Source organism: Amycolatopsis sp. NPDC059235 (genome assembly GCF_042754125.1).
In the GTDB taxonomy this organism is placed as follows: Bacteria; Actinomycetota; Actinomycetes; order Mycobacteriales; family Pseudonocardiaceae; genus Amycolatopsis; species Amycolatopsis albidoflava.
Map to the genome: position 1 here is coordinate 1 of NZ_JBHZAG010000097.1, position 25,257 is coordinate 25,257.

Sequence of the window (25,257 nt, forward strand, 5' to 3'; positions counted from 1 at the left end):
TTTTTGTTGGGGGGTTGGGGTGTGTTTTCCTGGGGTTTATTTTGCGCTAAAACCCCACCCCCAGACCGCAGGAGAGCTTCGTATCGGGGTGCGGGGGAGGGGCTGGGTGCCTCGAACCTTGGGTGCAGCGGTGCGGTTTGGGGGCTGGGTGCCTCGAGCGTTGGGTGCATCGGCTGCGGTTTGGTGAGTGGGGCTAGCGCCCCAATGTGGCATTGGGTGCGTCAGATGCACCCAATGTGGCGTTCGGTGCGTCGCATGCACCCAATGCCGCATTGGGGCGCATCGCGGCCGCGGGCGGGCGGGTCGTGAGGGGAACCCTGAGGGAATCAGAGTCCGTGAGGGGAACCTTCACGGCACGGGGCGCGGCCATGCCATGAAGGGGTGAACTCGCGCTAAGGCGCGGGCCTGTGTAGCGGCTCTTGCGAAGCTTGGGTTCCACAGGCTGTGAAGAGGCCCCACGGCACGAGTTGAGGTGAAGTCGGCGCGCTGAAATTGGTGTCCGCGGAGGGTGTAACAGATCGGTGCCGTCGGTCGTGAGAGGCCATGCGGGGAAGCGGAGTCAGGGGCGCTGCCGCACTCCGGCCAGTACTGCGCTCACGCTCGGCAGCCAGCGGTGCCTCGGGTCGGGGGCGGTCAGCCATTCCGGGCCTGTTCCGGGTGCCTGCTGTCCGATCGGCAGGGGCAGGAGCGCGCCGCTGTCCAGGACGGTTACGTCGGCGGGCAGGGTGCCTCGCAGGAGGAGTTCGCCGCCGGTTTCGGCGAGGATTGCCAGGCGCGGGCCGTGCTGGGTGGGGAGGATCAGGGAAGGGCTGTCGCAGCCCAGTGCGGACAGGTGAGTGAGCACGGGAGCCGCGGTGAGTTTCGGCAGGGTGACTGCGCACAGGCCGTTTTCCAGGGCCAGGAACAGGCGCGCGCCCTGCCGTCGGACGGACCAGCCGAACACCCCGCCGTAGTACGCGTCCGCTGGGTCCGGGCCGGTGTGGTGGTCGGGCCGCAGTTGCTGGTCGAGTGTCATCGTCGACGCCTTCCGCTCGCATGGGGTGCGCGACCCATGCTAACGGCACTGAGTGCCACTAGCAACCCGGGCTGCTACCGTTCGGGGATGACGGAGACGCCGCGCACCAGGGTCGGGGCCACGCCGGCCGGGCGGCGGCAGTTGCGTCGTGCGCTTGCCACGGCGGCCGTGGATCTCTTCGCGGCCAACGGGTACGAGGCGACGACCATCGACGACATCGCCGCGGCCGCGGGCGTCGGGCGGCGGACCTTTTTCCGGTACTTCGACAGCAAAGACGACGTCCTCTTCGCCAACCACGACGAGATCGTCGCCGAGATGGAGCAGGTCTTCGAGACCGCCGACCCGGCGCGCGATCCGATCGAGGTGGCGACCGCCGCGGTGTCGCTCGTGCTGGAGTCTTACGCGGCGGAACTGGACGTCTCGCTCAAGCGGTTCAGCCTCACCCGCACGGTGCCGTCGTTGCGGGACAAGGAAGTCGCGACGGTCGACCGGTACCAGCGTGTCCTCGCCCGTTACCTTCAGGACCGGTTCGCCGCCGCTGGGGACGAGGCCGCGACTCTCCGCGCGGCGGTCGCCGCGGCGGCGATCGCGGCGGCGAACAACCACGTCTTGCGGCGTTGGCTGCGCAGCGGCGGCCGGGACGACATCGAGGCCGCGGCGACGGAGGCGTTCACCCTGGTCGCGGACGCATTCCGGACGTCCGGCGAGAAGCCGTCGGGCGAGCCGGGGACAGTGGTGGCGGTGCTCAGCACTGCGACGCCGTTGCACGAGGTGGTGACCCGGATCGGTGCCGCGCTGCGCGAGGCCGAGCCCGGCTGAGGTGCCGCTTGCCGGACGGCTAGTCAAGTGCACTGAGTGCCATTGAAGGCCGCAGTGTTGCTCAGGGTGCGGGAAGATGGCGCGCAGGGCGAGCTCCGCGCCTTGGTGTTGCGGCATCCGTGGCTTGCTGCGTTGCCCGCCGCTCGGGTCGAACAGTTGGACGCGGCGTACGCGACGGTGGACGTGCTGGACCTGGCGGCGGACAAAAGCCGGCACCGTGCTGACCTTTGTCCGCGGCCATGTCCTCGATGAATTGGCCGGACAGGAACCGGCGCGCCGGTCCGGAGCGGACATGCCGAAATGGCTGGCAGTACGGCGAATCGGTCATCGGCAGCGGAGACTATCCGCGGCTGAGCCGGATCGTGGTCGAAGCGGAAACGCCGCACGCCGAAGGAGTGCTCCGCTCAGGACCACATTCTGACCGGACTGGCCCACCGCGGCCGATAGGCTCAGGCCCTGTCCACCGCGGGCTTGAGGACTTCTTCGCACCACTGCCGGAAAGTCGTCGGGGTCTCGACGGCATGCCGCGGGGTGCGGACGACGCCCTCGTCCAGGTGGTTCAGCTTCGCGGTCATCATGTCCATCATGGACTGTGTCATCGCTTCGGAGTGACCGCTCGCGCGGACCTGCTCGCCCAGCGCCGGGACCGGAACCTGCTGGTACTTAACCGAAATCCCCAACACGTCACTCATGATTTCGGCTTCCTGGTTCAGTGACAGGTCTTCCGGGCCGAGGATCGGGACCTCTTCGCGGCCAGTCCACAAAGGATCGATCAGCAGCCGGGAGGCGACCGCGGCGATGTCGCGGGTGCACGCCGTCGGTGCGGCGTAGTCCGGCGGCAGGATGTCGTAGAACGTGCCTTGTTCTTTGATCACCGCGGTTTGGCGCAGCAGATTGTCCATAAAGGTCGGATTCGCCAGCGCGCGGAAGGCGACGCCGGTGTCGGCGATGAGGTCGTCCATGGCCAGGGTGGCGGTCACATGGCCGGCCCGTTCGCCGAAGGCGGTGCCGCGGCCGAGCGCGCTGACCGACACGACGCGGCGGACGCCATGGGTGCGGATCGCTTCGACGGCGGGGCGGGCGAAGCCGGAGTATGCCTCGTCTGCGCTGGCGGCCTGCCGGTCGGGCGGGACGAGCCAGAACACGGTGTCCGCGCCGTCGAAGGCGCGGGCGAGGACCTCTGGATCGCTGTGCGAACCCTGGTGTACTTCGACGCGTTCCCGCAGGTCATCGGGCAGTTTCGCGGGGTCGCGGATGATCGCGCGGACGGGGCGCGAGCCGTCCGCGACCTCAGCGAGGACGCGGCTGCCGATGTTGCCGGTGGGGGCGGTGACGACGATCATGCGGGCACTCCAGGAGACTGTCGAAGAGGCGGAGGAGGAAGTAAACTCCACCGTACCGTTTACTTTTGACGGAGGCAAGATGGCGCGTGAAGGCGGTTCGCAGCTGCGGGGTGCGGAGTTGCGCAGGCACATCCTGCTGGCGGCGAAGAACGTGTTCCTCGAGACCGGGTTCGAGCGCGCGTCGATGGACGCGGTCGCGGCCAGCGCGGGGACCTCCAAGCGGTCGCTGTACGCGCACTTCGAGAGCAAGGACAAGCTGTTCCTCGCGGTGCTCGACCTGGTCCGCGAGCTCTACCTCGGCAAGCTGATGACGCCGGACGCCTACGCGGCCGACCCGGTCGAGGCGGTCGCGCTCTTCTGCGGCCGGTTCCAGCAGTTGCTGACCTGGGAGCCGCAGGCGCGGACGTGCCGTCTTTGCATTTCGGCCGCCGAACGGCTGCCGGACAGCGCGAAGGCGTATTACGAGGCGATGTTCGCGGTGATGTACGCGCGGCTCGCCGGCTATCTTGCCGAAAAGTACAAAATAGACAGTCCGGAGGCGGCGGCGCTCGCGGAGGATCTGGTCGGTCGGACGGTGTTGCCGCGGGTGTTTCGGGTGTTGTTGAAGGCCGAGCCGGCGATCGAGGAAATGCCCGGGTCCGAGGCGACGGTGGAAAACGTTGAGCTGGAACCGATTCGGCGGGTCGTGTCGGTGGCGCTGGGGTCGCGGGCATGAAGATCGCCGAGGTCGACGTCTGGGTCGTGAATCTGCCGTTGACGAATCCGTTCACCAGTTCGTTCGAGACCAAAACCGGCGAAACCCGGACCGTGGTGCGGCTGCGCACGGACACCGGAGCCGAGGGCTGGGGCGAGACGATGTGGGGGCGTCCGGTCGCCGAGCTGATCCGGAAACTGGGCGCGGAAATGATCGGGACGAGCCCGTTCGCGCTCGAAGCGTTCCATCGGCGGCAGCACATGGTGCCGTTTTTCCACGGCTATCTGGGTTACGCGGCGCTGGCCGGGCTGGACGTGGCGTGCTGGGACCTGATCGGACGGGTCACTGGCCAGTCCGTGACCGATCTGCTCGGCGGGGCGGTGCGGACCGAGGTGCCGATCACCGCGTTGATCACGCGTGCGGACGCCCCCGATGCGGAAGGCGAGGAACTCGCGCAGGGATTGGCCGAACACGCGGCGAGAGTGGTGGCCGAGGGCGGATTCTCGGCGGTGAAGCTGAAAGGCACCCGGGACGTTCGCGGCGATATCCGGATCATGCGGGCGCTGCGGGACGCGCTGCCGGAGGTCGAGCTGCGGGTCGACCCTAATGCCGCGTGGTCGGTGCCCGATTCGATTCGCGCCGGAATCGCGTTGGAGGAGCTGGATCTCGAGTATCTCGAAGACCCGTGCGCGGGGATCGAAGGGATGAGCCAGGTGCGCGCGAAGGTGCGGATTCCGTTGTGCACCAACATGTGCGTGGTCCGGTTCGAGGAGTTCGCTCCGGCGGTGCGGCTCGGTGCGGTCGACGTGATCCACGGTGATGTCTACAAGTGGGGCGGTATCGCGGCGACGAAGGCCCTCGCCGCGCATTGCGAGACGTTCGGGCTCGGGATGAATCTGCACAGCGGCGGCGAACTCGGCATTGCCACCGCCGCGCATCTGGCGGTGGTGGCGAGCACGCCGGTGCTGTCGCGGGCGATCGACAGCATGTATTACCTGCACGCCGACGACATTGTGGCGCCGCTTCAGCTTTCCGGCGGCCGGTTGCAGGTGCCGGCCGGGCCAGGGCTCGGGGTGGAGGTCGACGAGGAGAAGCTGGCCTTTTACGCGGCTAAGAACGAGCGGGAAGGCGATCTCACCGGATGACGGTGCCGCGGTCCGTAAAGGACCGCGGCACGTCTTTGGTTCAGCGCAGGGCGTTTACTGTGATGGTGAGGGTGTCCGGATCGCCCGCTTGGACTGCGCCGCTGAAATCGGGGCCGGGGGAGACGTCGTCGTACGGGAACGCGTAACCCCGGTTGTCCGGGAGTTTGCTGTGCACGATCCGCGCGTAGTGGTTGGTTTCCGCGTTCTGGTAGAACTTCGCGGGGTCCTCGCCGGTCGGCTGTTTCGGGTTGTCGCGCAGGGTGGTGCGGTTCAATGCCGCCGCTAGCCGCGGGATGATCGCCTTGCGGGCGTCGCTGTCGCCTTGTTTGATGGCGAACGGCCCGCTGTCGCAACTCCACACGTCCGGCGTGGCGGGTTTGTCGAATCGTTCGCCGTTGTTGAAGGCGAGCACTCCGTCCGCGCCCACCTGGCCGGTGAACGCGCCGAGGCCGGGCACCTGGGTGTCGACGGTGAGCGTCTCGCTGGTGTACTTCTTCCACACCTCGTCGATGTAGCCGTCGAGGTATCCGCCGAATTGATCGGCGCGGTAATGCGCGGACAGGGCGCGCAGCGGTTTGCCGTCGCCGCCGGTTTCGATGAGTGTGCCCCATTTGCCGCCCTGGGCGTTGAGCGCGTCGCAGATCGGGTCGAGCGAGCGCGCCGGAAGCCCGGGCACGGTCTGGTCGCCGGAGCCGGTCGTGGTGAGGTGCAGGCCGATCGGGATCGCGACGAAGTCGACGTAGCTGATGTTGGCGAACAGCACGTCGTTGTTGAAGGTGAATTCGCAGAACGACCAGTTCCGGCCGTAATTCGGATCGTCGGCGGCGAGGAAGCTCGGATGCACGAGCGCCGGGCCTTGGTTGACGAAGAAGTCCAGCTTGCTGTCCAGGGCGACGTAGATCCGGGCCGCGTACATTTTCGGGACGGTGACCTGGGAAAGCGACTTCAGCGGGATCGCGCAGTCCTCGCCGAGCGGCGTGTGGTCGCTGCCCGGGGAAGGCGGATAGTAAGGCGTGCCATCGGCTTTCAGGATGACGAGCCGGTTGTCCAGTGTCGTGCCGGTGATATACGCGTAGGCCTCGTTGGCGCCGGATTGGTCGTTGAACGCGACCTTCGCGGTGTCGGGAGTGGTCGCGGAGGCAAACGCGGCGTTCCAGAGTGGAAATGTCGCGGCTGCCGCGGATGCGCCGAGGAATGCCCGCCGGGAAATCAAGGAAAACCGCCTCCTGGAGTCGTGCCCTTTTCCGGTGACCGGCACGCTAGCCACGGCCGGGAGACGGGGTCAACGAATGCGGGGGAAACTGGCCGGTTTTGTCATTCCCGGAAAACGCCGCGGACGCGCACTGAGGCACGGGCCGCCGCCACGGCCCGCGCCTCAGTGTCTGTTGTGGACCGTCCGGGTCAGCTGACCTGCAGATCGATGCAGGCGTAGAAGGCGTTCGCGGTGTCCGCGATGTTCCAGACGGCGAGCACCGTCTGCCTTCCGTTGTGCCCCTTGAGGTTCACGTTGTGGGTGACCGTCGCCGGGGGCTGCTGGCCGCCGCCGTCCACCGTCGCGATCTTGTCGTTGCCGATCCAGTATTCGTAGTTGGAGGTGCGGTGCCGGGCGGTGAACTTCCAGGTGAAGGCCACCGAGGAACCGACCGGCGACGCCTTCCAGCCCTTGTTGTTGTCGTTCAGTTCGGCGAACTGGGCGTTGCCGCCGCTGCAGCTGTGCAGCCCCTTCGGCCCTTCGACGCTCTGCGGTTCGTACTTGATCTGGCCGCAGGACACGACTCCCTGCGCGCACTGGGCCTGCCGGCTGGCCGGCGCGTTGACGTACCCGTGCGCGCTGGCGATGCCTGCCGGGCTGATCAGCACGAGCACCGGGGCGATCGCCGTGCCGACCGCGGCGGCGACGAGTTTCCGGTTCGCTTTCATGGACAGCTCCTTCGGGGAATGCTCGTTTCCTTGTGCGGGTACGACAAAGCGACGCACCGGCTTTCCGGGAGCCGGCCCGCGGGAGGTTCGAGCGAAGGGGGTGGGCTTCTTGGTCTAGACCATACGCCCGGGTCGCCGGAAAGGTCAACAGCTGGCAAAGAAAGGCGGAGCGGCCGTTATCCGTCAACGTTGTCAGGCAAGACCACTGTCTCTTGTGGTGCTTGCCGGACGGGTTTTCCGGAGATTGCGCCGGACGGGTGGCGCGAGCGCGGATCGCGGGCACCCAGCGTGTTTCCCTCTGTCTATAATGGACAGTGGGAAACTGCGCGGGCGCACGGAAGACCGCGGATCGGGGCGGTCCGGTGCAGCGATTCTGCCCGGTCTTCGGAATCACCGACTTCCGGAGGGTTGAACAAATTCGACCGGCAATGCTGAACTGGGCGGTTAGGCGTTCGCTCGGGCTGGGGTGGTTCGTATTCGCGCCGCGGCATTTCGCGCAGCCGGCAATAGGACGGTCAGCCCCTGCCGCCGTGCGCAAGCGATAGGGGCTGCCGCCGGTCAGTGCCGCTCTTCGATGGTCAAGCCGCCCCGCGTCGCCGTGCGGAGGTGGTCGCTGGCGAGCTGGTCGTGCGGGATGCCGAGCCGGATCGCGCTGGCTTCGGCGAGCCGGGCCAGCTGCGGCTCGGCGAACTCGACGGTCAGCGCGGCCAGGTTGTCTTCCAGCTGCTCAGGGGTGCGGGCCCCGATGATCGGCGCGGTCACGGCGGGGTTCCGCAGCGTCCAGGCGAGCCCGGCCTGGGCGGGGGTGCAGCCGATCTCCTTCGCGACGCCGGCCAGGACGTCGGCGATCTCCAGATTGCGTTCGGTGACCGCGCCGACGGCGAGATTGAAGCTCTTGCGGGTGCTCTCGCCCGGGGCCGGGTCGGCGGCGGTCAAGTCGGCGCGGGTGTACTTGCCGGTCAGGACGCCGCCGCCCAGCGGGGAGAACGGAACCACTCCGAGACCCATCTCGCGGGCCATCGGGAGCAGGTCGCGCTCGCCGGTGCGCTCGACGAGGCTGTACTCGACCTGCAACGCGACCAGCGGCGCCCATCCGCGCAGGTCGGCGACCGTTTGCATGCGCGAGACCTGCCAGGCGGGCGCGCTGGACATCGCGACGTAGTGGATTTTGCCCTGGCGGACGAGGTCGTCCATGCCGCGCAGGATTTCCTCGACCGGCGTCGTGAAATCCCAGACGTGCAGGTAGAGCAGGTCGAGGTAGTCCGTGTCCAGCTGCCGCAGGCTGGCCTCCACCGACGCGAACAGATTCTTGCGGTGCGGTCCGCCGGAGTTCGGGTCGCCGGGGCGGCGCAGGGTGGTGTACTTCGTCGCCAGGACAAGGCTTTCGCGGCGGCCGCGGGCGAACTTGCCGAGCAAGCGCTCGGCAGTGCCGTCGGTGTAGGTCGGCGCCGTGTCGATGAAGTTGCCGCCGAGTTCGACGTAGCGGTCGAACAGCCGGCGCGCGCCCTCCTCGGCGACGCCCCAGCCCCATTCGGTGCCGAAGGTCGCCGTGCCGAGCGCCAGCGGCGAGACCCGCAGCCCCGAACGGCCCAGCAGCCGGTAGGTGTCGAGAGTGAGCGGCATGGGTCCTCCTGTGCTTGTGCTCCAGTGCCGCTGACCAGCCTGTTCTCGTCGCGCGTCCGGGGTAAGGGAGGGATTTGCCTGGGAAGGCGAGTCCTACGCTCGGGTAGAGTCGGCGGCGATGACTCGCGCTGTGGACCGAACTCAAGAGCTGGCCGCGTTCCTGCGGACCCGCCGCGAACGCCTCGACCCGGACGAGTTCGGCCTTCCCGCGCGCCGCCAGGCCCGCCGCACGCCCGGCTTGCGCCGCGAAGAGGTCGCCGAGCTGGCCGGCGTGAGCATCGACTACATCGTGCGGCTGGAACAGGCGCGCGGGCTGCGTCCGTCGGCGGAGGTCGTGGAGGCGCTGGCCGGAGCGTTGCGGCTGAGCCCTGGCGAGCGCGCTTACCTCTACGGGTTGGCTCAGCAGCAGCCTCGGTCAGCGGACAAACCGGCTGCCGTCGCGGCGGAACCGCTGGCGCAGCTGATCGCCGATCTTTCCCCGCTTCCGGCCATGCTGCTGAACCATCGCTACGACATCCTGGCCTGGAACCGCGAGATGACGCGCCTGTTGGTGGATTTCGAGACGCTGCCGCCTGCTCAGCGCAACGCGATGTGGTTGTGCCTGCGTCATCCGGAACTGCAGACGTTCTACACCGACCGGGAAACCGTGGTGCGGCAAGGCATCGCGCACCTGCGAGCGGCCTGGGCGACGCATCCGGACGACGCGGAGTTGAACGACCTGATCGCGGAGTTCCTTGCCCAGGACGAGGAATTCGCGCGGTGGTGGGCGGAACGAGACGTCGCGATCAACGGCCGGGGCCTCAAGGTGCTGCGGCATCCCGAAGCCGGAGAGCTGACGGTGCGGTTCGAAGTGCTTGCCCCGCTGGAGAATCCGGACCAGCGCGTGCTGATCTACCGCGCGGCGGACGACGAAAGCCGGACTGCGCTGACTCGATTGTTCGCCGGCTGAAGGCCGCCTCGGTCAGGATTGCCGAGACGGAGTCAGCGGCGGATTTCCCCGTTGCCGCGCTCGATAAGCGGCCGCCTTCATTTTGTTTCCGCAGGTCGCCATCGCGCACCATTCCCGCCGGGACCCGCGTGAATGGTCCAGGTACACCTGCGTGCACTCCGGCCGTCCGCATTCCTTCAGCAGATCCGCGTCCGGCCCGCCCAGGATCGTCACCGCGGCCCGGGCCACGGTCGACAACGCTTGCCCCGCCGTCGCCCGGACCTGCCGTCCGGTCCGGCTCAGCTGCGGGACCGCGTCCGGCTGCGCGGCCGCCTCGTTGAGCAGCGTCAACGCGCCGGGGTCGTACTCGTGGCCGACGAGCCGGGCCGCGACCAGCGCGTAGATGGCCTCCCGGACCGCGATCGCCCCGGCCAGGTCCGCGGCCGTGCTCGCCGGGTCGGTGTCGGTGACCCCGGACTCGCGGAACCAGGCGTCCAGGCTGCGCGGCGACCCCAGCATCTCGGCCGGCTCCTCGTTGCGACGGGCTCGCAGCGTGCCGACGAAGTCCAGTGCCGGGTTTCCGCAGGGGAAGGCGTGCTCCATGCGCACCAGTCTGACAGGTGACGAATCACGGGGCAAGGAGCTCTAACCTGTCTGGGCGGTTATGAGTAGCGAGTCACAGAAATACATAACCGTCTTGACCGGTGACGAATCCGCGTGCGAAGGTTCTCTCGTCGCCGAGACCGGAGGACAGCGCTCCGGTCGCCTACCGAAAGGCCACGTCCGATGGACCCGATCACCCAGGCGTTCCGCGAAATCCTCGGCGCACTGGCGGCGCTCACCGGCACCGTCCTCAGCGGATTCTGAAAACCCTTGGAAAGGAAAGTCATGTCTGAAACCACTTACACCGCCGTCGTCACCACCACCGGCGAAGGCCGCAACGGGGGACGCGCGGTTTCGTCCGACGGTGCGCTCGACCTGAAATTCGCCATCCCGAAGGAGTTGGGAGGCAACGGCGGCGCGACGAACCCGGAGCAGTTGCTCGCGGCTGGTTGGTCGTCGTGTTTCATGGGCGCGGTGCGGATTGCCGCCGCGCAGCGGAAGGTGAAGCTGGCGGACCTGGCGGTGGTCGCGGATGTGACGCTGCACCACGACGAGGCGAACTTCTGGCTCAGCGCGGCTTTGCACCTGGAGCTGACGGGTGTCGATCAGGAGACCGCCGACGCGCTGGCCGCGGCCGCGCACCAGACGTGCCCGTATTCGAAGGCGCTTGGCGGGAGCATCGAGGTCACGGTGGATGCGACGGTGGCCTGATCGGGGCGAATGGTCGAGGGTGCGGAGCGGTGCCCTCGATCTGGTGGTGCCGGGTGCGCGATTCCGGGGCCGCGCTGGCTTGCCGGGGCAGCTCGCGGGTGACTTCGTCGGTTCGGCGGTGATCTCAAGGCTGTCCGGCAGCGGAGCAGGTCACGGCCGAGCTGCCGGGGACTGCTGAGCCAGCTCGCGGGCCACTTCCACGGCGACCTCGATCGCCCGCGCCGCGAGCGGGGACTGGTCGCCTCGGCCGGGCGGCCAGTGCAGGTAGATCGCCCGCGCCGGGGCGGGATCGAGTTCGTGGACCTGCAGATCCGGCCATCCCTCCGGTCCGTGGATCGCGCCGCAGTCGCGGCAGACGACCTGGTGGATCGCCAGCCACGGCAGCACGGCCAGTCCCATTCCGGCGCGCACCATCGACAGGATCGTTTCGCTGCCCGCGGACCGGAAGACGATGCGCGGCCGCGCGCCGGCGTCCGAGAGGGACTGTTCCAGTCTGGGCTGGTCGCAGGTCGCGGGCCAGGCCACCATCGCCTTGCCGTCCAGCTTTCGTGCGGACACCGGGCCGGACGGCAAGGCCTCGGGCGGCGCGACGACCAGGTACGGGTCTTCCAGCAGCAGGACGTGTTCCGTGTCGTCGCCGAGAAGTCCGTCGTAGAACAGCAGGTCGAGATCGCCGAGCTGGGGCTCGTCCGGTTCCGAGAGCCGGATTTCGCAGCGGGGGTGTTCTTCCCGGAGCAGGCGCAGCACCGTCGGCAGGATCGCGTGGGAGACGCTTTGCAGGGTGCCGACGTCGATCCGGCCTTCACCCGCCTTGAATCGGTCTATCGCTTGGCTCAACGCGTCGGCTTTGGCCAGCACCTCCCGGCCGTGTTCGAGCACCACGGCGCCTAGGGGAGTGATCCGCACCGGACGCGGGCCGCCTGGGCGGTCGAAGACTGCGCCGCCGACGGCTCGCTCCAGGGCGGCGATGTGCTGGCTCACGCTCGATTGCGTGTAGCCGAGCCGGTTCGCGGCTCGGGAGAACGTTCCCTCCTCGGCGACCGCGAGCATCGTCGTCAGTTGCCGCAGGTCCAGGTCGGCCATGTCTCAATGTATCGCAAAACACGATGGATATGATCGTGAACAATCGCTTTTCTTAATCTCCCGGCGCTCCTAGCGTCGATGCCATGACAGTCACAGCGATCACCGCCGAGAGAACCCCCGCGCGTCGGCTGCCGTCGCTGGCGTGGGCGCTCGGTGCGTGTCATCTCGTCGCTCGCGGCGGCTCATTCGTGCAGCCGATGCTGGTGCTGTACCTGACGCAGGAACACCGGATGACCCCGGCGGCGGCGGGTGCCGTGGTGGCGGCGGTCGGCATCGGAGACTTCGGGTCGCAGCTGCTCGGAGGCTGGCTCGGGGACCGGATCGGGCGGCGGAGGACGATGCTCCTCGGATTCCTCGGGACAGCGATCGCGTTGGCCGCCTTGGGATCCGCCGGGGCGGAGCCGGGAATCTGGGCTGTGGCGGCTGGCTACGGTGTCGCTGCCGGGCTTTTTCGTCCGGCGGGGTCGGCTGCGGTGGCGGACCTTCCGCCGGAACAGCGGGTGCGCGCTTACAGTCTTCTCTATTGGGCCGCGAATCTCGGATACGCTGTCGCGGCAACAGTTTCCGGCGTGTTGGCGAGTCGCGGGTACGGTCTGTTGTTCTGGTTGAACGCCGTCGCGATGCTGGCGGCGGCGTTGATTGTGGTGGCCGCGGTGCCGGAGACCCGCTCCACCGCGCAGCGCTCGAGCCGTCGGTTGCTGCCGGCGTTGCTCGCCGATCGTCTGATGATCACCATGACGCTGATCCACGTCGGCTGCTTCACGTTGCTGATGCAGGCGTTCGCCACCTTGCCACTGCTGATGACCGCGCGGCAGTTCGGCTCCGCGACGTATGGTTTCGTGCTCGCGCTCAACGGGCTGGCCATTGTCGTTCTTCAACCGTTGGCAGTCGCGGTACTGGCGAATCGCGACCGCGGGACGGTGCTCGCGACCGCGATGTTGTTGGTGGGGCTGGGCGGCGGCCTGACTGCCATGGCGCAGAGCATTTCCGGCTACGCCATCGCGGTTCTCCTTCTCAGCCTCGGACAGATCGGCTTGGCGGTCCAGTTCGGCGCGACGTTCGCCGCGCTCGCGCCGCCTGATCTGCGCAGCGGCTACCTGGGCGTCGCGTCGAGTGCGTGGAGTCTCGGCGCGGTCCTCGGCCCGATGATCGGGACGGCGTTGCTGGAGGAATCCGGACGGATGGGGCTGGGTGCGGTGGCTTTCGCCGCTGGGGTCCTGCTTTTCGTGGCACAGCAGGCTGTCGCTGGACGTCTTCGTGCGCGACAGGCTGATCAATTGACCGAGAAAGGAACACAGCGATGACCACCATGACCGACAGCGAATGGCGCGCCTTCCTCGCGGAGGGAACGAGGCTTGCCCACCTGGCCCTCGCCCGCGCCGACGGACGGCCGCACGTCACGCCGATCTGCTTCGTTCTCGACGGTGACGAACTCGCCTTCGCCCTGTCACCGGGGAGCGTCAAAGGCAAAAGCCTGGCCGGGGACGGTCGTGTCGCGGTCTGTGTCAGCGATGAGCGACAGCCCTACAGTTTCGTGACGATAGAAGGACACGCGCGAATCTCTGCCGAGCCGGACCAGATCAAGCGCGTCGCGGTGGGGATCGCTGAGCGGTACTACCCCGATCAGTCCGCAGTGGACCTTGCCGAGTCATTCGTCCACAGTGGATTCACCGCGGTTCGGATCAGCATCGCGAACGTCATCGCTCGATCTGGTCTCGGCTGAGTTTCACCGCAACCGCGCCCCCGCCCGCTCCAGTGCAGCCAGCACTTCGGAGCGGGCGGTGGCGATTTCGCCCGCGGTCAGGGTCGCGGCCTGCGGGCGGAGGGTGATCCGCAAGGTGAGCGACCGGTGGTCGGCCGGAATCCTCGAATCTCGGTATTCGCCGAGGTAGGCCACCCGCCGCACCAAAGCGTGGGCCTGGGTCGCGGTGTCGGCGACCTGGGACCACGGCACCGTGTCGGCGGCGAGGACGGACAGGTCGAAGTCCGACTCCGGCAGGTCGCCGACCGGGGCGTAGCGGTTCTCTCGCGACGGGTGCGTGCCCAATGCGTCGAGGTCGAGTTCGACGCAGGCGACCGCGCCTCGGTCGATCCCCGCTGCCCGGAGCACCGACGGCCGGACCAGCGCTAACGCACCGCCTGGCTGGATTGCCAGCCGCGCCGAGGGGTCAGCCCAGGTCCTCTCGGGTGTGCCGGACAGGTCCAGTGCGGTGAGATGGCAGTACCGGCGGATCAGGTCGGCCAGCCCCTTGGCCCGGCGGAACAGGTCGACCCCGTCCGGTCCGGCGAGCAGGATTCCGGCGGAGGTCCGCTCGGTCGCGGCGAAGACGGCGCCGACCTCGAAGATGCTGAACTCGTCGTGATAGCGCAGGTTGGCGGCCGCAGCTTCGAGAAGGTTCGGGACCAGTGACGGACGCAGCCGGCCGCGGTCGGGGGCTGGCGGGTGATCGATCGCGAGGGCGGCGTCGAGTCCGCATGCGGTGAGCAGGTGATCAGCGGACCACGGGTAGGTCAGCACTTCCGTTGCCCCGCCGCGTGCGGCGAGCACCTCCCGGACTTGGCGGCTCAAGGGGAGCCGAGAGCGCGGGGCGAGCTCCACGACCGGCCGTCGCGCGGGCAGTGCGTCGTAGCCGTGGATCCGGGCCAGCTCCTCGACGATGTCCACGGGCAGCGAGAGGTCGCCGGTGGAGCGCCACGTCGGGGCGACGACCCGCAGCAGGTCACCGGTGATCTCGGCGGTGCAGCCGAGGGCGCGGAGGATGCGGAGGATCTTGTCCGGCGGAAGCCGGAGGCCGATCCGCTGTTCGATCTCCGTCAGGCTTACCTCGATTTCGGCGCGGCGAGTGGGGGCCAGGACGAGGTCTTCCTCGCCGAGCGCCGCGGCCGACGGGTCGGTTTCGGCCAGGAGACGGAGGAACAGGTCGGCGGCTTGGTCGGCGCGTTGGGTGTCCAGGCCTTTCTCTTGCCGCACCGAAGCTTCGGTACGAGCGCCGCGGCGGGCTCGGCTCGGGATCAGCGTGGGTATCTCCAGCACGATTGAGTCGCCGGAAGTGCGGACATCGCTCGGCTGTCCGACGGAGAACATCACGTAGGCGCTCAGGTCGGCGCACAAGTCGAGGCTTGGTTCGCCGATTCTCCGGAGCCGGTCGCGTAGCCAAGGCGGAGCCGGGACGGAACTGTCCACTGTGCACTGAAGAGCCAGAACCCGCCGGTGCAGGGCGGGGTCGGCCAGGTTGACGAGCCCGGTGGTGCTCGGCGGGCGGGCGACCCGGGGGAGGGGAGCGAGTGGTAGTCCATAGAGGACAGACAGCTCGCGCGCGATTCCGTAGTGTCCCCACAGATCGGGGCGGTTGGTGAGCGATTTGTTGTCGATCTCGAACACGACGTCGCTGTCGACGATCTCGTACCCTTCGACTTCGACGGTCTTCAAAGTCAGATCGTGCGCCAGCTGCTCCGGCGATCGGTCGGGCAGCGGCACGTAGTCGGTCAGCCAGTCCCGGGAAATCTTCACGACGGCGGGCCTTTCAGGAGAATTGGGAGAGGAAGCGGAGGTCGGCGCCGTGCATCAGCCGGACGTCGTCGATGCCGTACCGCATCATCGCGAGCCGGTCCAGGCCGACGTTCAGATAGCAGCCGGACCAGCGCGCCGGGTCGAGTCCGGCGGCGCGCAGCACGTGCGGGTGCGGGCTGCCGCCGGGCATGAGTTCGAGCCAGCCGGTCCGTCCGCAGGTGCGGCAGCCGCGTCCCGCGCACACGCGGCAGGCCATGTCGATCTCGAAACCTGGCTCCACGAACGGGAAGTAGCCGGCGCGCATCCGCGTGCGCACTGGTTCGCCGAACACCGTGCCGAGGATGGTGTCGACGAGGAACCGGGCGGTGGCGAGCGGGACGGCCTCGTCCACCACCAGCACCTCGTACTGGAAGAACGCCCGTTCGTGCCGGGCGTCGGTGCTTTCGTTGCGGTAAACCCGGCCGGGGTAAGCGATCCGGATCGGCGGTTCGTGCGTGCTCAGGTACCGGACGCTCGTGCCGGTCAGGTGCGGGCGCAGGCAGCGGCCGTCGGTCAGCCAGTAGGTGTCCATGCTTTCGCGCGCCGGATGGTCGGGCGGGAAGTTCAGCCGGTCGAATTCCACGTCAACGGAACTGATTTCCGGGCCGTCGACGATCTCGAAGTTGAGCGCGCGGAAGGCGTCGTCGAGGTCGTATCTCAGCTGCGTTACCGGGTGCAGTCCGGCGGTCGGCGGCGGGAGGCCGGGAATGGTGGGGTCGAGCGGGTGCTCCAGCGCCAGTTCGGCGGCTCGCTGATCGTCGAGAGCAGCGGTAATGCGTTGGTGTGCCTCGGAAAGCGCGAGGCCGAGCTGTTTGCGGGACGCCGAGTCGTAACGGCCGAGTTCGCGGCGCACGGCGGCGAGCGGACTGGATTTGCCGAGCACGGACCGGCGCACGGCGGCGACCGCGGCCGGAGTGCTGGCCTGGGCGAGATCGGCGAGCGCGGCCTCGGTCAGCGCGGTGATCCGGAGCAGCGTCGAGGCTGGGTCAAGGGTGTCCACGATAAAGGGTTCCTCACTTCGGAGCGTGAAGTTCTGGACTTCACCCCCGGGCAGTGAGGGGAGACGCGGACGTCAGCGGGCGGAACCCGGCGCGCACGCGCAGCCCCCGGGCACTCCCCGGGGGCGAAGAAATCGCTGCGTACGCATGCCGCCATCATGGCATGCCCGCCCTGAGCGGGCAAACCCCTTCGCGCGGGACGTGAGGGGAACCCTGAGGGACTCAGAGTCCGTGAAGGTTCCCCTCACGTACCGCGGGTCAGTGTCCGACGGCGGCCCGGACGGATTCCTTGAGCGAGCCGAGCGTGGCGATCACCGCGGTGGGTTCGTAGCCGCAGTGCGCCATGCAGTTGGCGCAGCGCGGGTCCTTGCCGCGGCCGAAGTTCTCCCATTCGGTGGTTTCGATGAGCTCCCGGTACGTCTTCGCGTAGCCGTCGTCCAGCAGGTAGCACGGGCGCTGCCAGCCGAGCAGGGAATACGACGGGATGCCCCACGGCGTGCATTCCAGATCGCGTTTGCCCTCGAGGAAATCGAGGAACACCGGCGAATGGTTGAGCCGCCAGCGTTTCCGGTTGCCGCCGCCGAAGGCCTTGGCGAACAGTTCCCGGGTCTGCTGCACGCCGAGCCAGTGGTCCTGGTCCGGAGCCTTTTCGTACGCGTACCCCGGCGAGATCTGCATGTTGTCGACGCCGAGGTCGTTGAGGTAGTCGAGCACGTCGATGACGTCCTGCGGGGTGTCCCCGGTGAAGAACGTCGTGTTCGTCATCACCCGGAAGCCCTTTTCCTTGGCGAGCTTGATCGCGTCGACCGCCGCCTGGAATCCGCCCTCCTTCCGCACCGACGCGTCGTGCCGTTCTTCGAGGCCGTCGATGTGCACCATCCACGCGAAATTGCGGTGCGGCTTGAACTTGTGGATGTGCTTGGGCAGCAGCAGCGCGTTGGTGCACAGGAAAATGATCTTGTTGCGGTCGAGCAGCTGCCGGGTGATCTCGTCGATCTGAGGGTGCATCAGCGGTTCGCCGCCGGCGATCGACACCATCGGCGCGCCGCTTTCCTCGATCGCCCCGACCGCCTGCTCCACCGGCATCCGCTGTTTCAGCAGAGTGTGCGGCTGTGCGATCTTGCCGCAGCCGCCGCATTTGAGATTGCACGCGAAGAGCGGTTCCAGCTCGACCAGGAGCGGGAACTTCTCCTTGCGCAGCAGCTTCTGCTTCATCAGATAACCGCCCAGCCGAAGAGACTGGCGCAACGGCATGGCCATCGCTCAGAGCACCTCCCGAGGTAGGGTGAACGTCATTTCTTCCTCCGTCAGCGGGTTTTCCGCGACGCTGACTGGTCCCAGTCCGCGCAGAGCCTCGACCGTTTCGGTCACGAGATGCGGCGGCGCCGACGCACCCGCGGTGAGCCCGATCCGCCCGGCTCCGGCGAGCAGGCGCAGGTCGATGTCGGCGCAGCCGTCCACGAGTACCGCCGGGGTTCCCGCGCGTTCGGAGACTTCCACCAGGCGACGCGAGTTGGACGAATTTCCGGAACCCACCACCAGGACCAGGTCCACTTCGTGCGCGATCGCGCGCAGGGCCTGCTGCCGGTTCGTGGTGGCGTAACAGATGTCGTCCTTGCGCGGAGCGGAAAGGCTGGGGAATCGCTCGCGCAGCACGGACGCGATCTCCTCGGCTTCGTCAAGTGCCAAGGTGGTCTGCATGGTGTAGGCGGTCCGTGACGGGTCGCGCGCGGTGACCGTCCGCGCGGCCGCGACATCGCCGACCACCACGACGTTGTCCGGCGCTTCTCCAACGGTGCCTTCGACTTCCTCGTGCTCGGCGTGTCCAATGAGGAAGACCGTCTCGCCGCGTCCGGTGTAGCGCCGAACTTCGTTGTGCACCTTGGTCACCAACGGACACGTCGCATCCACAACGGACAGTCCTCGATCGACCGCGGCACGCCGAACCGCCGGGGAGACTCCGTGCGCGGCGAAGACCAGCGTCGAACCTTCCGGAACTTCCTCCACCTCGTCCACGAACACCGCACCGCGTCCCTGCAGCTGGTGCACGACGTGGGTGTTGTGCACGATCTGACGGCGCACGTACACCGGCGCACCGTGCTTCTCCAGCGCCCGCTCGACGATCTCGATTGCCCGCTCCACCCCGGCACAGAAAGAACGCGGGCTGGCCAGGACAACCGTTCGCGGACCCACCGCGTCAGCCCACGCGATGAGCGCGGGGGCGGCCCGATGCAGACTTCGCAGCCCAGCGAGTCCATTCGCGACCGTCGAGGGATGAAGCAGCGGCGCTCCGACAGTGTCCACAATGGCCCGAACCACCGCGAACGGTTCACCGCTGGCAGCGAGCCACGCAGACTCCATATCGACCGCCAGCGCACCACTGGCCGCTAACGAAGCCCGTTCCCGCTCCCGCACCACCTGAGAACTGCCGACCACCGGTCCGAGATGGACAGTGAGCCCAAGCCGCCGCAACGCACCCGCCAGCAACGGCGCGGACGGCACCGGCACCACGCCGGAGGGGCCGCGCACCTCAGTGGCGACCACGACATCCCCCGGCCGTACCTCCGGCGCGAGCCCGCCGCCGACCCCCGCCACGATCCGCGGCCCGGACGGGAGCCGGGCCGCAGCGGCGGCGGCCCGGCGAGGCCCGAGTCCGATGTGGACCGTCCGCAGGCCGCGCAACGCGGCCTGCTCGATCCGCAACGGAGTGCAGACGACCGGTGTCATGACCCGCCCCGGACGTACCGGCCGAGCGCGGACAGCGGGAACACCACGCGGTACAGGTGATATGACAGGTAAAAGTCGCCCGGGAACCCGGTTCCGGTGTGCTTGTCCTCGTCCCAGCCGCCGTCCGGACGCTGCCGTTCGCACAGCCATTCGACGCCCCGAGTGACCACTTCGGACTCCCGCTCCCCGGCGGCGAGCAGCGCCAGCAGTGCCCACGCGGTCTGCGACGGTGTCGAATCACCGCGCCCGGCCCACGCCCGATCGTCGTACGACCGCAGATCCTCGCCCCAGCCGCCGTCGGCGTTCTGGTGCTCTGCCAGCCACTTCACCGCACGCCGGATCCGCGGTGCAGTCCCGGGAACCCCGGCGGCCACCAACGCGGGCACCACCGCACCCGTGCCGTACACGTAATTCGCGCCCCAGCGGCCGAACCACGAGCCGTCGTCCTCCTGGTTGTCCAGCAGCCACCGCACGCCGCGCCGACATTCGCGAGTGTCGGTTTTCCCTTCCGCCGCCAGCATTTCCACCACATGCGCGGTCACGTCGGCCGACGGCGGGTCGATCACCGCGCCGAAATCGCAGAACGGCAGCCGAGTCGTCAGCACCTGCGTGTTGTCCGCGTCGAACGCACCCCACCCGCCGTCGCTCGACTGCATTCCCTCCAGCCAAGCCACGCTCCGGTCGACCGCCTCGCGGATCCGCAGGTGGTCCGGCTTGCCCATCCGGCGCAGCGCGAGCACGACCTCGGCGGTGTCGTCGGTGTCCGGGTAGCCGTCGTTGGCGAACTCGAACGCGAACCCGCCCGGCTGCAGCGAAGGCCGCCGCACCGCCCAGTCGCCGGACACCCGGATTTCCTCGCCCAGCATCCAATCCGCGGCGCGGACCAGGGATTCGTCGCCGGGGGAGACGCCCGCGTCGAGCAAGGCGGTCATCGCCAGCGCGGTGTCCCACACCGGCGACTGGCACGCTTCGAGCCGCCGCACCCAGCCCTGGTCGGTCTTCTCCCGGATGGTGAACCCGTCCAGCCCGGCGATCCCGGCCTTGAGCGCGGGATGGTCGAGCGGGTAGCCGAGCAGGTGCAGCGCGAGGATCGAGTACACCCACGGCGGCTGGATCCCGCCCCACGAACCGTCGGCCTCCTGCCGCGCCAGGATCCACTCCGCCGCTTGCTTCATGGCGAGCTTTCGCACCGGGTTGAGCGGCAGTTTCGCGTACGCGTGCAGCGCGGTGTCGAGGTTCTGGAACACACCGTCCCACGTCCACGGCGCGCGCGTCTTGGGCGGACGCTTGCCGGTGCGCAGCTCGCTCACGTCGAACGGCAGCTTCCGCACCGGGCGCAGCGTGCCGACGATGGTCAGCGGCACGACCGTCTGCCGGGCCCAGCAGGCGAAGTCGTAGACGTTGAGCGGGAACCACGACGGCAGGAAGATCAGCTCCGGCGGCAGGCTCGGCAGCTCGTCCCACGACCACTGGCCGACCATGGCGAGCCAGATCCGGGTGAACACCCGCGTCGCCTCGATGCCGCCGTGGTCGCGGATGTACTCCGCGGCCGAGGCCAGCCACGGCGCGTCCGCCGGGTCGCCGGCCAGCCGGAGCGCGACCCACGCCTCGACGGTGGTGGACAGGTCGGCCGGGCCGTCCGGGAAGTTCGCCCAGGTGCCGTCCGCGCGCTGCTGCGAGCGGATCCAGCGGGCCGATTCCTCGGCGATCCGCGGGGTGAGGATGCCGAGGAAATGCCGGAGCAGCAGGTCTTCGGCGTCCATCGTGACGTTGGTGGCGAGTTCGCCCTTCCACCATCCGGCGCGGTCCTGTTCGCGGCGGAGGAACCCGACCGCCGCGTCGACCGTGTCGGCGGCGGTGCGGGCGGCGGGTGCGGACGTCCGGGGGACGGTCTGGGTCATCACGCTTCCCTTCCGGCGATGAAGCGGGCGATGGAGACGAGGTCGGCGCGCGGGCCGGCCGGGACGGCGGCCAGTGCTTGCTCGGCGGTGGCGACGTGCCGCGTCGCCTCGGCGGCGGCCCATTCGCGGCCGCCCGCGTCGTCCACCAGGGCGGCGATCCCCGCGAGGTCGGTGTCGTCGTCCCCGGCCAGCCATTCGGCCAGCCGACGGCCCGCCGCGCCGCCGTGCGTTGTCGCGTAGGTGATCGGCAGCGACTTCTTGCGCGCCCGCAGGTCGGAGTACACCGATTTCCCGGTGACCGCCGGGTCGCCCCAGATCCCGAGCACGTCGTCGACGAGCTGGAAGGCCAGGCCGATCTCCTCGCCGAACACGGACAGCGCGTCGACCACCTCGGCGGGCGCGCCGGCGAGCACCGCCCCGATCGCGGCGCTGGCGGACAGCAGCGCGCCGGTTTTCCCGGCGGCCATGGTCACGCATTCGGCGAGCGCGACGTCGTCTCGCTGCTCGAACGCGACGTCCAGGAACTGGCCGTGGATGAGCCGTCGCGTGGTTTCGGTGAGCAATCGACCGGCGGGCACGGCGTGCGGGGAACCGCTGTCCAGCACCACTTCCTGGGCGAGCGCGAGCATCGCGTCCCCGGTCAGGATCGCGCTCGCCGCGCCCCACAGCGCCCACACCGTGGGCCGGTGGCGGCGCTCGGTGTCGCCGTCCATCAGGTCGTCGTGTACGAGCGAGAAGTTGTGCACCAGTTCCACCGCGACCGCGCCGGGCACCCCGACCTCCGCCGGCGCACCCGCGGCCTGCGCGGACACGACGGCGAGCGCTGAACGCACGGCCTTGCCCCCGTTGCCTTGCACCGGCACGCCGTTCGGATCGGTCCAGCCGAGGTGGTAGGCGCTGATCGCGCGGCTGGTGTCGTCCAGCCGGTCGACGGCGGCGCGCAACGCGGGCTGCACGACGTCGCGCGCGCTGCCGAGCACCGGCGGCGCCGCTGTTGTTGTCCTCTCGGTAGAAAATACCTCGGTTGTCATGCTCCGACTCCCTCCCTCTTGCCGTTGTGCTGAAGAAGGGCGGCGGCCGCAGCTGCACCACTGCGCGCGGCTCCCTCCATCGTCGCGGGCCATCCGGTCGCGGTCCACGCGCCCGCCAGGTACAGCCCGGGCAGGGCGGTGCGCGCGGGCGGGCGCAGCGAGGCGGTGCCGGGGCCGGGCCGGAACGTCGCGTGCCGCTCGCGGGTGACGAAGAAGTCGAGCACCCGCGCGCCGCGTGCTTCGGGGAGCAGGGACAGCAGTTCGGGCAGCAATCGCTCGCGCAGTTTCGCGGTGGGCAGGTCGATTTCCGCGTCGGCGGCGGACAACGACATCGCGAGGTACTGCCCGGAGTCCAAACCGGACTGCCGCGTTCGGTCGAACACCCACTGCACCGGCGTGCGCACGCCCGCGACGAACGGTTCGCCGAGCACCTTCCGGTCGAGCACCACGTGCACGTTCACGATCGGCGAGCTGCCGAGTCCGCCGGACCAGCCCGGCGGCAGGCCGATCGCGCCGGCGGGCGCGAGCTGTTCGGTCACCGGCGGGGGAGTGGCCAGGACGACCTGGCTGAACGTTTCCTCGCCGCGGTCGGTGCTCACCTGCCAGCCCTCGCCGACCGCGCGCACCTTCGTGCCGACCCGGACGTCCGCCCCGGCTTCGAGCAGCCGGTCGCGCGCCGGATCGCCGTGCAGTTCCCGCAACGGCACCAGCGACCAGCCGATGTCGGCGGCGGCCGGATCGGTGAGCAGCCCCTCCTGGAACACCGTCGCGGCGAGGCTGAGCGACGCGTCGTCGGCCGTCGCGTTCAGCGTTGCCACGCCGACCAGATCCCACAACGCTTCGATCGCCGCCGCGCTCTGCCCGTGGCGGCGCAGCCATTCCCCGAAGGACTGGCGATCCGTGCGGTCGGACTTCGGGTCCACCCGGCGCAACGCGAGCGCGGCGAGCGCGAACCGCGCCCGGTCGAGCGGGCGCAGCGGCTCGTACCGCAGCAGCGAACTGGCCAGGTGCAGCGGCGCGGGCAGGTCGTCGCGCCGCAGCCAGGTCGGCTCGGTCGCGCCCGGCAGGCGGATCGGAATCTCCAGCCGCGGCTGCAGCGTCACCCGATCGGCGACGCCGAGCCGGTCGAGCAGTGCGCGATAAGCCGTGCAGCAGCGGAGGAACACGTGCTGTCCATTGTCGACTCGCAGCTCGCCCCGGGTGAACGAATGCGTCAGCCCGCCCAGCTGCGGCCGCGCTTCGAACAGCGTCACCGGCCGTCCGGCGTCGGCGCAGGCGAGCGCGGCGGCGATGCCCGCGAGCCCGCCGCCGACCACCGCGACCGGGGCGGTCATCGGCCGATCCCGGTCAGCGCCCGGAACGCCACCACCGCCTTTTCCCGGCCGGACAACGAAAGCCGCCGGTCGAACACGCGCGCGGGCTGCTCGTCGATCCGGTCCAGCAGGGTGCGGTAGATGCCGGACATCGCGGTGCAGCACGCGGCGCTGCGACCGTCCAAAGAGGGCACGAGGCGAAGACCGCGGGAGTACCAGCCGCGGGCCCGCGCGGCGCTGTCGCGGATCAGCGCGGTCAGCCCGCCTTCGGGGTCGGCCAGCTTCCCGTCCGGGCCGACGGACAGCTCGACGCCGAAGCGGTCGAGGTCCTCTTTGGGCAGATACACCCGGCCGTTGAGCAGGTCCTCGCGGATGTCGCGGAGGATATTGGTCTGCTGCAAGGCAATCCCCAGCTCGTCGGCGTACACCGGCGCGTTCGGCTCCGGACGGCTGCCGAACACGCCGAGACACAGCCGCCCGACCGAGCCCGCGACACAGCGGCAGTACTCGACCAGCTCCTCGAACCGCACGTACTCGCGCCCGGTCACGTCCATCTCGACGCCGTCGAGCAATTCCTCGAACGCGCCCAGCGGAATCGGGTACCGGCGCGCCGCGTCGGCGACCGCGACGTACACCGGATCGGCGGTCGCGGACAGGTCGCCGAGCGATTTCCGCACCCCGGCGAGGCCCTGCAGCTTCGCCTCGGCGGACGCGGCGGTGTCGTCGCCGATGTCGTCGATGATCCGGGCCAGCGCGTACACCGCGCACAGCGCCGCGCGTTTGTCCGGCGGCAGCAACCGGATTCCGTAGTAGAAGTTGCGCGCCTGTTCTTTGGTGACCGTCGCGCAGTGCGCGTAGGCCTCGTCCACTGTGCCCGTCGCCGTCATCCGGACCGCCTCCTCGTGCCGACTTGCAGCCACCCCAGCCAACTCAGCAGTCCGGCCCGGCTCGGCCGGACCGGTGCGGACAGCACGTCGCCGCCGCTCGCGTGCAGCGCGTCGACCGTCGCGAGCCCGCCGGCCAGGAAGCCGCTCACCGCGAACCGCCCCCAGCCGGACAGGCGCCCCAGCAAATCCGCGCCGCCGCCCAGCAGGGCGGCGGCGCGGCCGGTTTCCCACCGCATCAGCGCTTTCATCTCCGGCGACGCGTGCGCGGCACCCAGTTCCTCCTCGGCCACGCCGAACTCGGCGAGATCTTCCTGCGGCAGGTAGACCCTCCCGTTGCGGTAGTCCTCGCCGACGTCCTGCCAGTGCTCCACGAGCTGGAGTCCGGTGCAGATCCGGTCGGACAGCACCGCCGCCTCCGGATCGTCCACTCCGAGCAGGTCGAGCACGATGCGCCCGACCGGGTCCGCGGAAAGCTGGCAGTACGCCAGCAAGTCCGCGAACACCGGATAACGGCGCACTCGCTGGTCCTGGATGTTCGCCTGGACGAGCCGCTGGAAGGGTTCCTCGGTCAGCCGTCCGGCGCGGATCGCCGGGAGAAGTCCACGGACAGCGGGATCTTCCGGTTCCCCGTTGCCGAACGCCGCGGACAGTTCGGCCGAGAAAGTTTTGAGCTGCGCGACCCGGTCGCCCTCGGCCTCGTCGCCCAGATCGTCCACAGTGCGCGCGACGGAATAGACCGCGACAAGGTCGGCGCGCAGCTTTTCCGGCAGCACCCGCAGGGCCACCGGGAAGTTTTCCGCGCGCCGTTTCGCTCGCAGGCCAGACGTATCCGGAGCGTGACGGACTGCCGAGGTCGATCTCATCCCCGCCAGTGTCGCGCCCCCGGTCGGGCGGCTTCTGCCGCCGGAAGACGAATTTCGCTGGCTTCGACTTGGCACGAGAGGCCAAAGTGGGGACAGGATGTCC

23 protein-coding genes are annotated in these 25,257 nt (G+C 69.1%); 7 read left to right on the forward strand and 16 right to left on the reverse strand.

From position 1 onward, the window contains the following. Positions 1-559: 559 nt before the first annotated feature. Complete coding sequence (locus ACFXI3_RS39610; RefSeq protein WP_378406643.1) at positions 560-1,015, reverse strand: hypothetical protein; 456 nt, start codon at positions 1,013-1,015, stop codon at positions 560-562. An 87-nt stretch (positions 1,016-1,102) separates the two neighbouring features. Here ACFXI3_RS39610 and ACFXI3_RS39615 point away from each other — a divergent pair, with 87 nt between their 5' ends. Further along, positions 1,103-1,834: a TetR family transcriptional regulator gene (locus ACFXI3_RS39615; RefSeq protein WP_378406645.1), complete on the forward strand. Its 732-nt coding sequence runs from the start codon at positions 1,103-1,105 to the stop codon at positions 1,832-1,834. 449 nt (positions 1,835-2,283) lie between these two features. On the opposite strand, the gene ACFXI3_RS39620 is transcribed toward ACFXI3_RS39615, so the two are convergent. Then, positions 2,284-3,177 (reverse strand): NAD(P)H-binding protein, encoded by an 894-nt coding sequence (locus ACFXI3_RS39620; protein WP_378406647.1) that lies wholly within the window; start codon positions 3,175-3,177, stop codon positions 2,284-2,286. A 79-nt stretch (positions 3,178-3,256) separates the two neighbouring features. Between ACFXI3_RS39620 and ACFXI3_RS39625 the strand changes: the two genes are divergently transcribed. After that, complete coding sequence (locus tag ACFXI3_RS39625; protein ID WP_378406649.1) at positions 3,257-3,892, forward strand: TetR/AcrR family transcriptional regulator; 636 nt, start codon at positions 3,257-3,259, stop codon at positions 3,890-3,892. Then, the gene (locus ACFXI3_RS39630) at positions 3,889-5,016 is read left to right on the forward strand and encodes a mandelate racemase/muconate lactonizing enzyme family protein (protein ID WP_378406651.1); all 1,128 of its coding nucleotides are present in this window, start codon (positions 3,889-3,891) and stop codon (positions 5,014-5,016) included. The genes ACFXI3_RS39625 and ACFXI3_RS39630 overlap by 4 nt, the downstream gene beginning before the upstream one ends. 40 nt (positions 5,017-5,056) lie before the next feature. Here ACFXI3_RS39630 and ACFXI3_RS39635 read toward each other — a convergent pair whose 3' ends face one another. The 3 genes from ACFXI3_RS39635 to ACFXI3_RS39645 all read right to left on the reverse strand — a co-directional run bounded on the left by ACFXI3_RS39635 (position 5,057) and on the right by ACFXI3_RS39645 (position 8,559). Beyond that, positions 5,057-6,229: a glycoside hydrolase family 64 protein gene (locus ACFXI3_RS39635; protein ID WP_378406653.1), complete on the reverse strand. Its 1,173-nt coding sequence runs from the start codon at positions 6,227-6,229 to the stop codon at positions 5,057-5,059. 188 nt (positions 6,230-6,417) lie between these two features. Then, entirely contained in the window at positions 6,418-6,936 is a 519-nt protein-coding gene (locus tag ACFXI3_RS39640) for a lytic polysaccharide monooxygenase auxiliary activity family 9 protein (protein WP_378406655.1), read from the reverse strand. 558 nt (positions 6,937-7,494) lie between these two features. Next, a complete protein-coding gene (locus tag ACFXI3_RS39645; protein WP_378406657.1) occupies positions 7,495-8,559 on the reverse strand; it encodes an aldo/keto reductase in 1,065 nt (354 codons plus the stop codon). 118 nt (positions 8,560-8,677) lie between these two features. Between ACFXI3_RS39645 and ACFXI3_RS39650 the strand changes: the two genes are divergently transcribed. Beyond that, entirely contained in the window at positions 8,678-9,508 is an 831-nt protein-coding gene (locus ACFXI3_RS39650) for a helix-turn-helix transcriptional regulator (protein ID WP_378406659.1), read from the forward strand. Positions 9,509-9,520: 12 nt separating this feature from the next. Here the strand turns inward: ACFXI3_RS39650 and ACFXI3_RS39655 are convergent, their stop codons facing one another. Continuing rightward, positions 9,521-10,090, reverse strand: coding sequence for a CGNR zinc finger domain-containing protein (locus tag ACFXI3_RS39655; protein WP_378406661.1), 570 nt, complete (start codon positions 10,088-10,090; stop codon positions 9,521-9,523). Positions 10,091-10,375: 285 nt separating this feature from the next. Here ACFXI3_RS39655 and ACFXI3_RS39660 point away from each other — a divergent pair, with 285 nt between their 5' ends. Further along, positions 10,376-10,801, forward strand: a complete 426-nt coding sequence (locus tag ACFXI3_RS39660; protein WP_344279200.1) for an Ohr family peroxiredoxin — start codon at positions 10,376-10,378, stop codon at positions 10,799-10,801. Between the two features lie 150 nt (positions 10,802-10,951). Here the strand turns inward: ACFXI3_RS39660 and ACFXI3_RS39665 are convergent, their stop codons facing one another. Then, positions 10,952-11,884: a LysR family transcriptional regulator gene (locus tag ACFXI3_RS39665; RefSeq protein WP_378406663.1), complete on the reverse strand. Its 933-nt coding sequence runs from the start codon at positions 11,882-11,884 to the stop codon at positions 10,952-10,954. An 83-nt stretch (positions 11,885-11,967) separates the two neighbouring features. Between ACFXI3_RS39665 and ACFXI3_RS39670 the strand changes: the two genes are divergently transcribed. After that, complete coding sequence (locus tag ACFXI3_RS39670; RefSeq protein WP_378406665.1) at positions 11,968-13,188, forward strand: MFS transporter; 1,221 nt, start codon at positions 11,968-11,970, stop codon at positions 13,186-13,188. Further along, a complete protein-coding gene (locus ACFXI3_RS39675) occupies positions 13,185-13,607 on the forward strand; it encodes a PPOX class F420-dependent oxidoreductase (protein WP_378406667.1) in 423 nt (140 codons plus the stop codon). The genes ACFXI3_RS39670 and ACFXI3_RS39675 overlap by 4 nt, the downstream gene beginning before the upstream one ends. Positions 13,608-13,610: 3 nt before the next feature. Here the strand turns inward: ACFXI3_RS39675 and ACFXI3_RS39680 are convergent, their stop codons facing one another. The 9 genes from ACFXI3_RS39680 to hpnC all read right to left on the reverse strand — a co-directional run bounded on the left by ACFXI3_RS39680 (position 13,611) and on the right by hpnC (position 25,154). Further along, on the reverse strand, positions 13,611-15,395 hold the full coding sequence (locus ACFXI3_RS39680) for a hypothetical protein (protein ID WP_378406669.1): 1,785 nt from the start codon (positions 15,393-15,395) through the stop codon (positions 13,611-13,613). Positions 15,396-15,408: 13 nt separating this feature from the next. After that, a complete protein-coding gene (locus ACFXI3_RS39685) occupies positions 15,409-16,434 on the reverse strand; it encodes a phenylalanine--tRNA ligase subunit alpha (RefSeq protein ID WP_378406671.1) in 1,026 nt (341 codons plus the stop codon). Between the two features lie 256 nt (positions 16,435-16,690). Further along, positions 16,691-17,692, reverse strand: a complete 1,002-nt coding sequence (gene hpnH, locus ACFXI3_RS39690) for an adenosyl-hopene transferase HpnH (protein WP_370938363.1) — start codon at positions 17,690-17,692, stop codon at positions 16,691-16,693. 3 nt (positions 17,693-17,695) lie between these two features. Further along, positions 17,696-19,159, reverse strand: a complete 1,464-nt coding sequence (gene ispH, locus ACFXI3_RS39695) for a 4-hydroxy-3-methylbut-2-enyl diphosphate reductase (RefSeq protein WP_378406673.1) — start codon at positions 19,157-19,159, stop codon at positions 17,696-17,698. Beyond that, positions 19,156-21,060: a squalene--hopene cyclase gene (gene shc, locus ACFXI3_RS39700; RefSeq protein ID WP_378406675.1), complete on the reverse strand. Its 1,905-nt coding sequence runs from the start codon at positions 21,058-21,060 to the stop codon at positions 19,156-19,158. The genes ispH and shc overlap by 4 nt, the downstream gene beginning before the upstream one ends. After that, a complete protein-coding gene (locus ACFXI3_RS39705) occupies positions 21,060-22,091 on the reverse strand; it encodes a polyprenyl synthetase family protein (protein ID WP_378406677.1) in 1,032 nt (343 codons plus the stop codon). Before ACFXI3_RS39705 ends, shc begins: the two co-directional genes overlap by 1 nt. Next, positions 22,088-23,425 (reverse strand): hydroxysqualene dehydroxylase HpnE, encoded by a 1,338-nt coding sequence (gene hpnE, locus ACFXI3_RS39710; RefSeq protein ID WP_378406679.1) that lies wholly within the window; start codon positions 23,423-23,425, stop codon positions 22,088-22,090. Before hpnE ends, ACFXI3_RS39705 begins: the two co-directional genes overlap by 4 nt. Next, entirely contained in the window at positions 23,422-24,291 is an 870-nt protein-coding gene (gene hpnD, locus ACFXI3_RS39715) for a presqualene diphosphate synthase HpnD (RefSeq protein WP_378406681.1), read from the reverse strand. The genes hpnE and hpnD overlap by 4 nt, the downstream gene beginning before the upstream one ends. Continuing rightward, positions 24,288-25,154 carry a squalene synthase HpnC gene (gene hpnC / locus ACFXI3_RS39720; protein WP_378406683.1) on the reverse strand — a complete coding sequence of 289 codons (867 nt, stop codon included), beginning with the start codon at positions 25,152-25,154 and terminating at the stop codon, positions 24,288-24,290. Before hpnC ends, hpnD begins: the two co-directional genes overlap by 4 nt. Between the last annotated feature and the right edge of the window lie 103 nt (positions 25,155-25,257).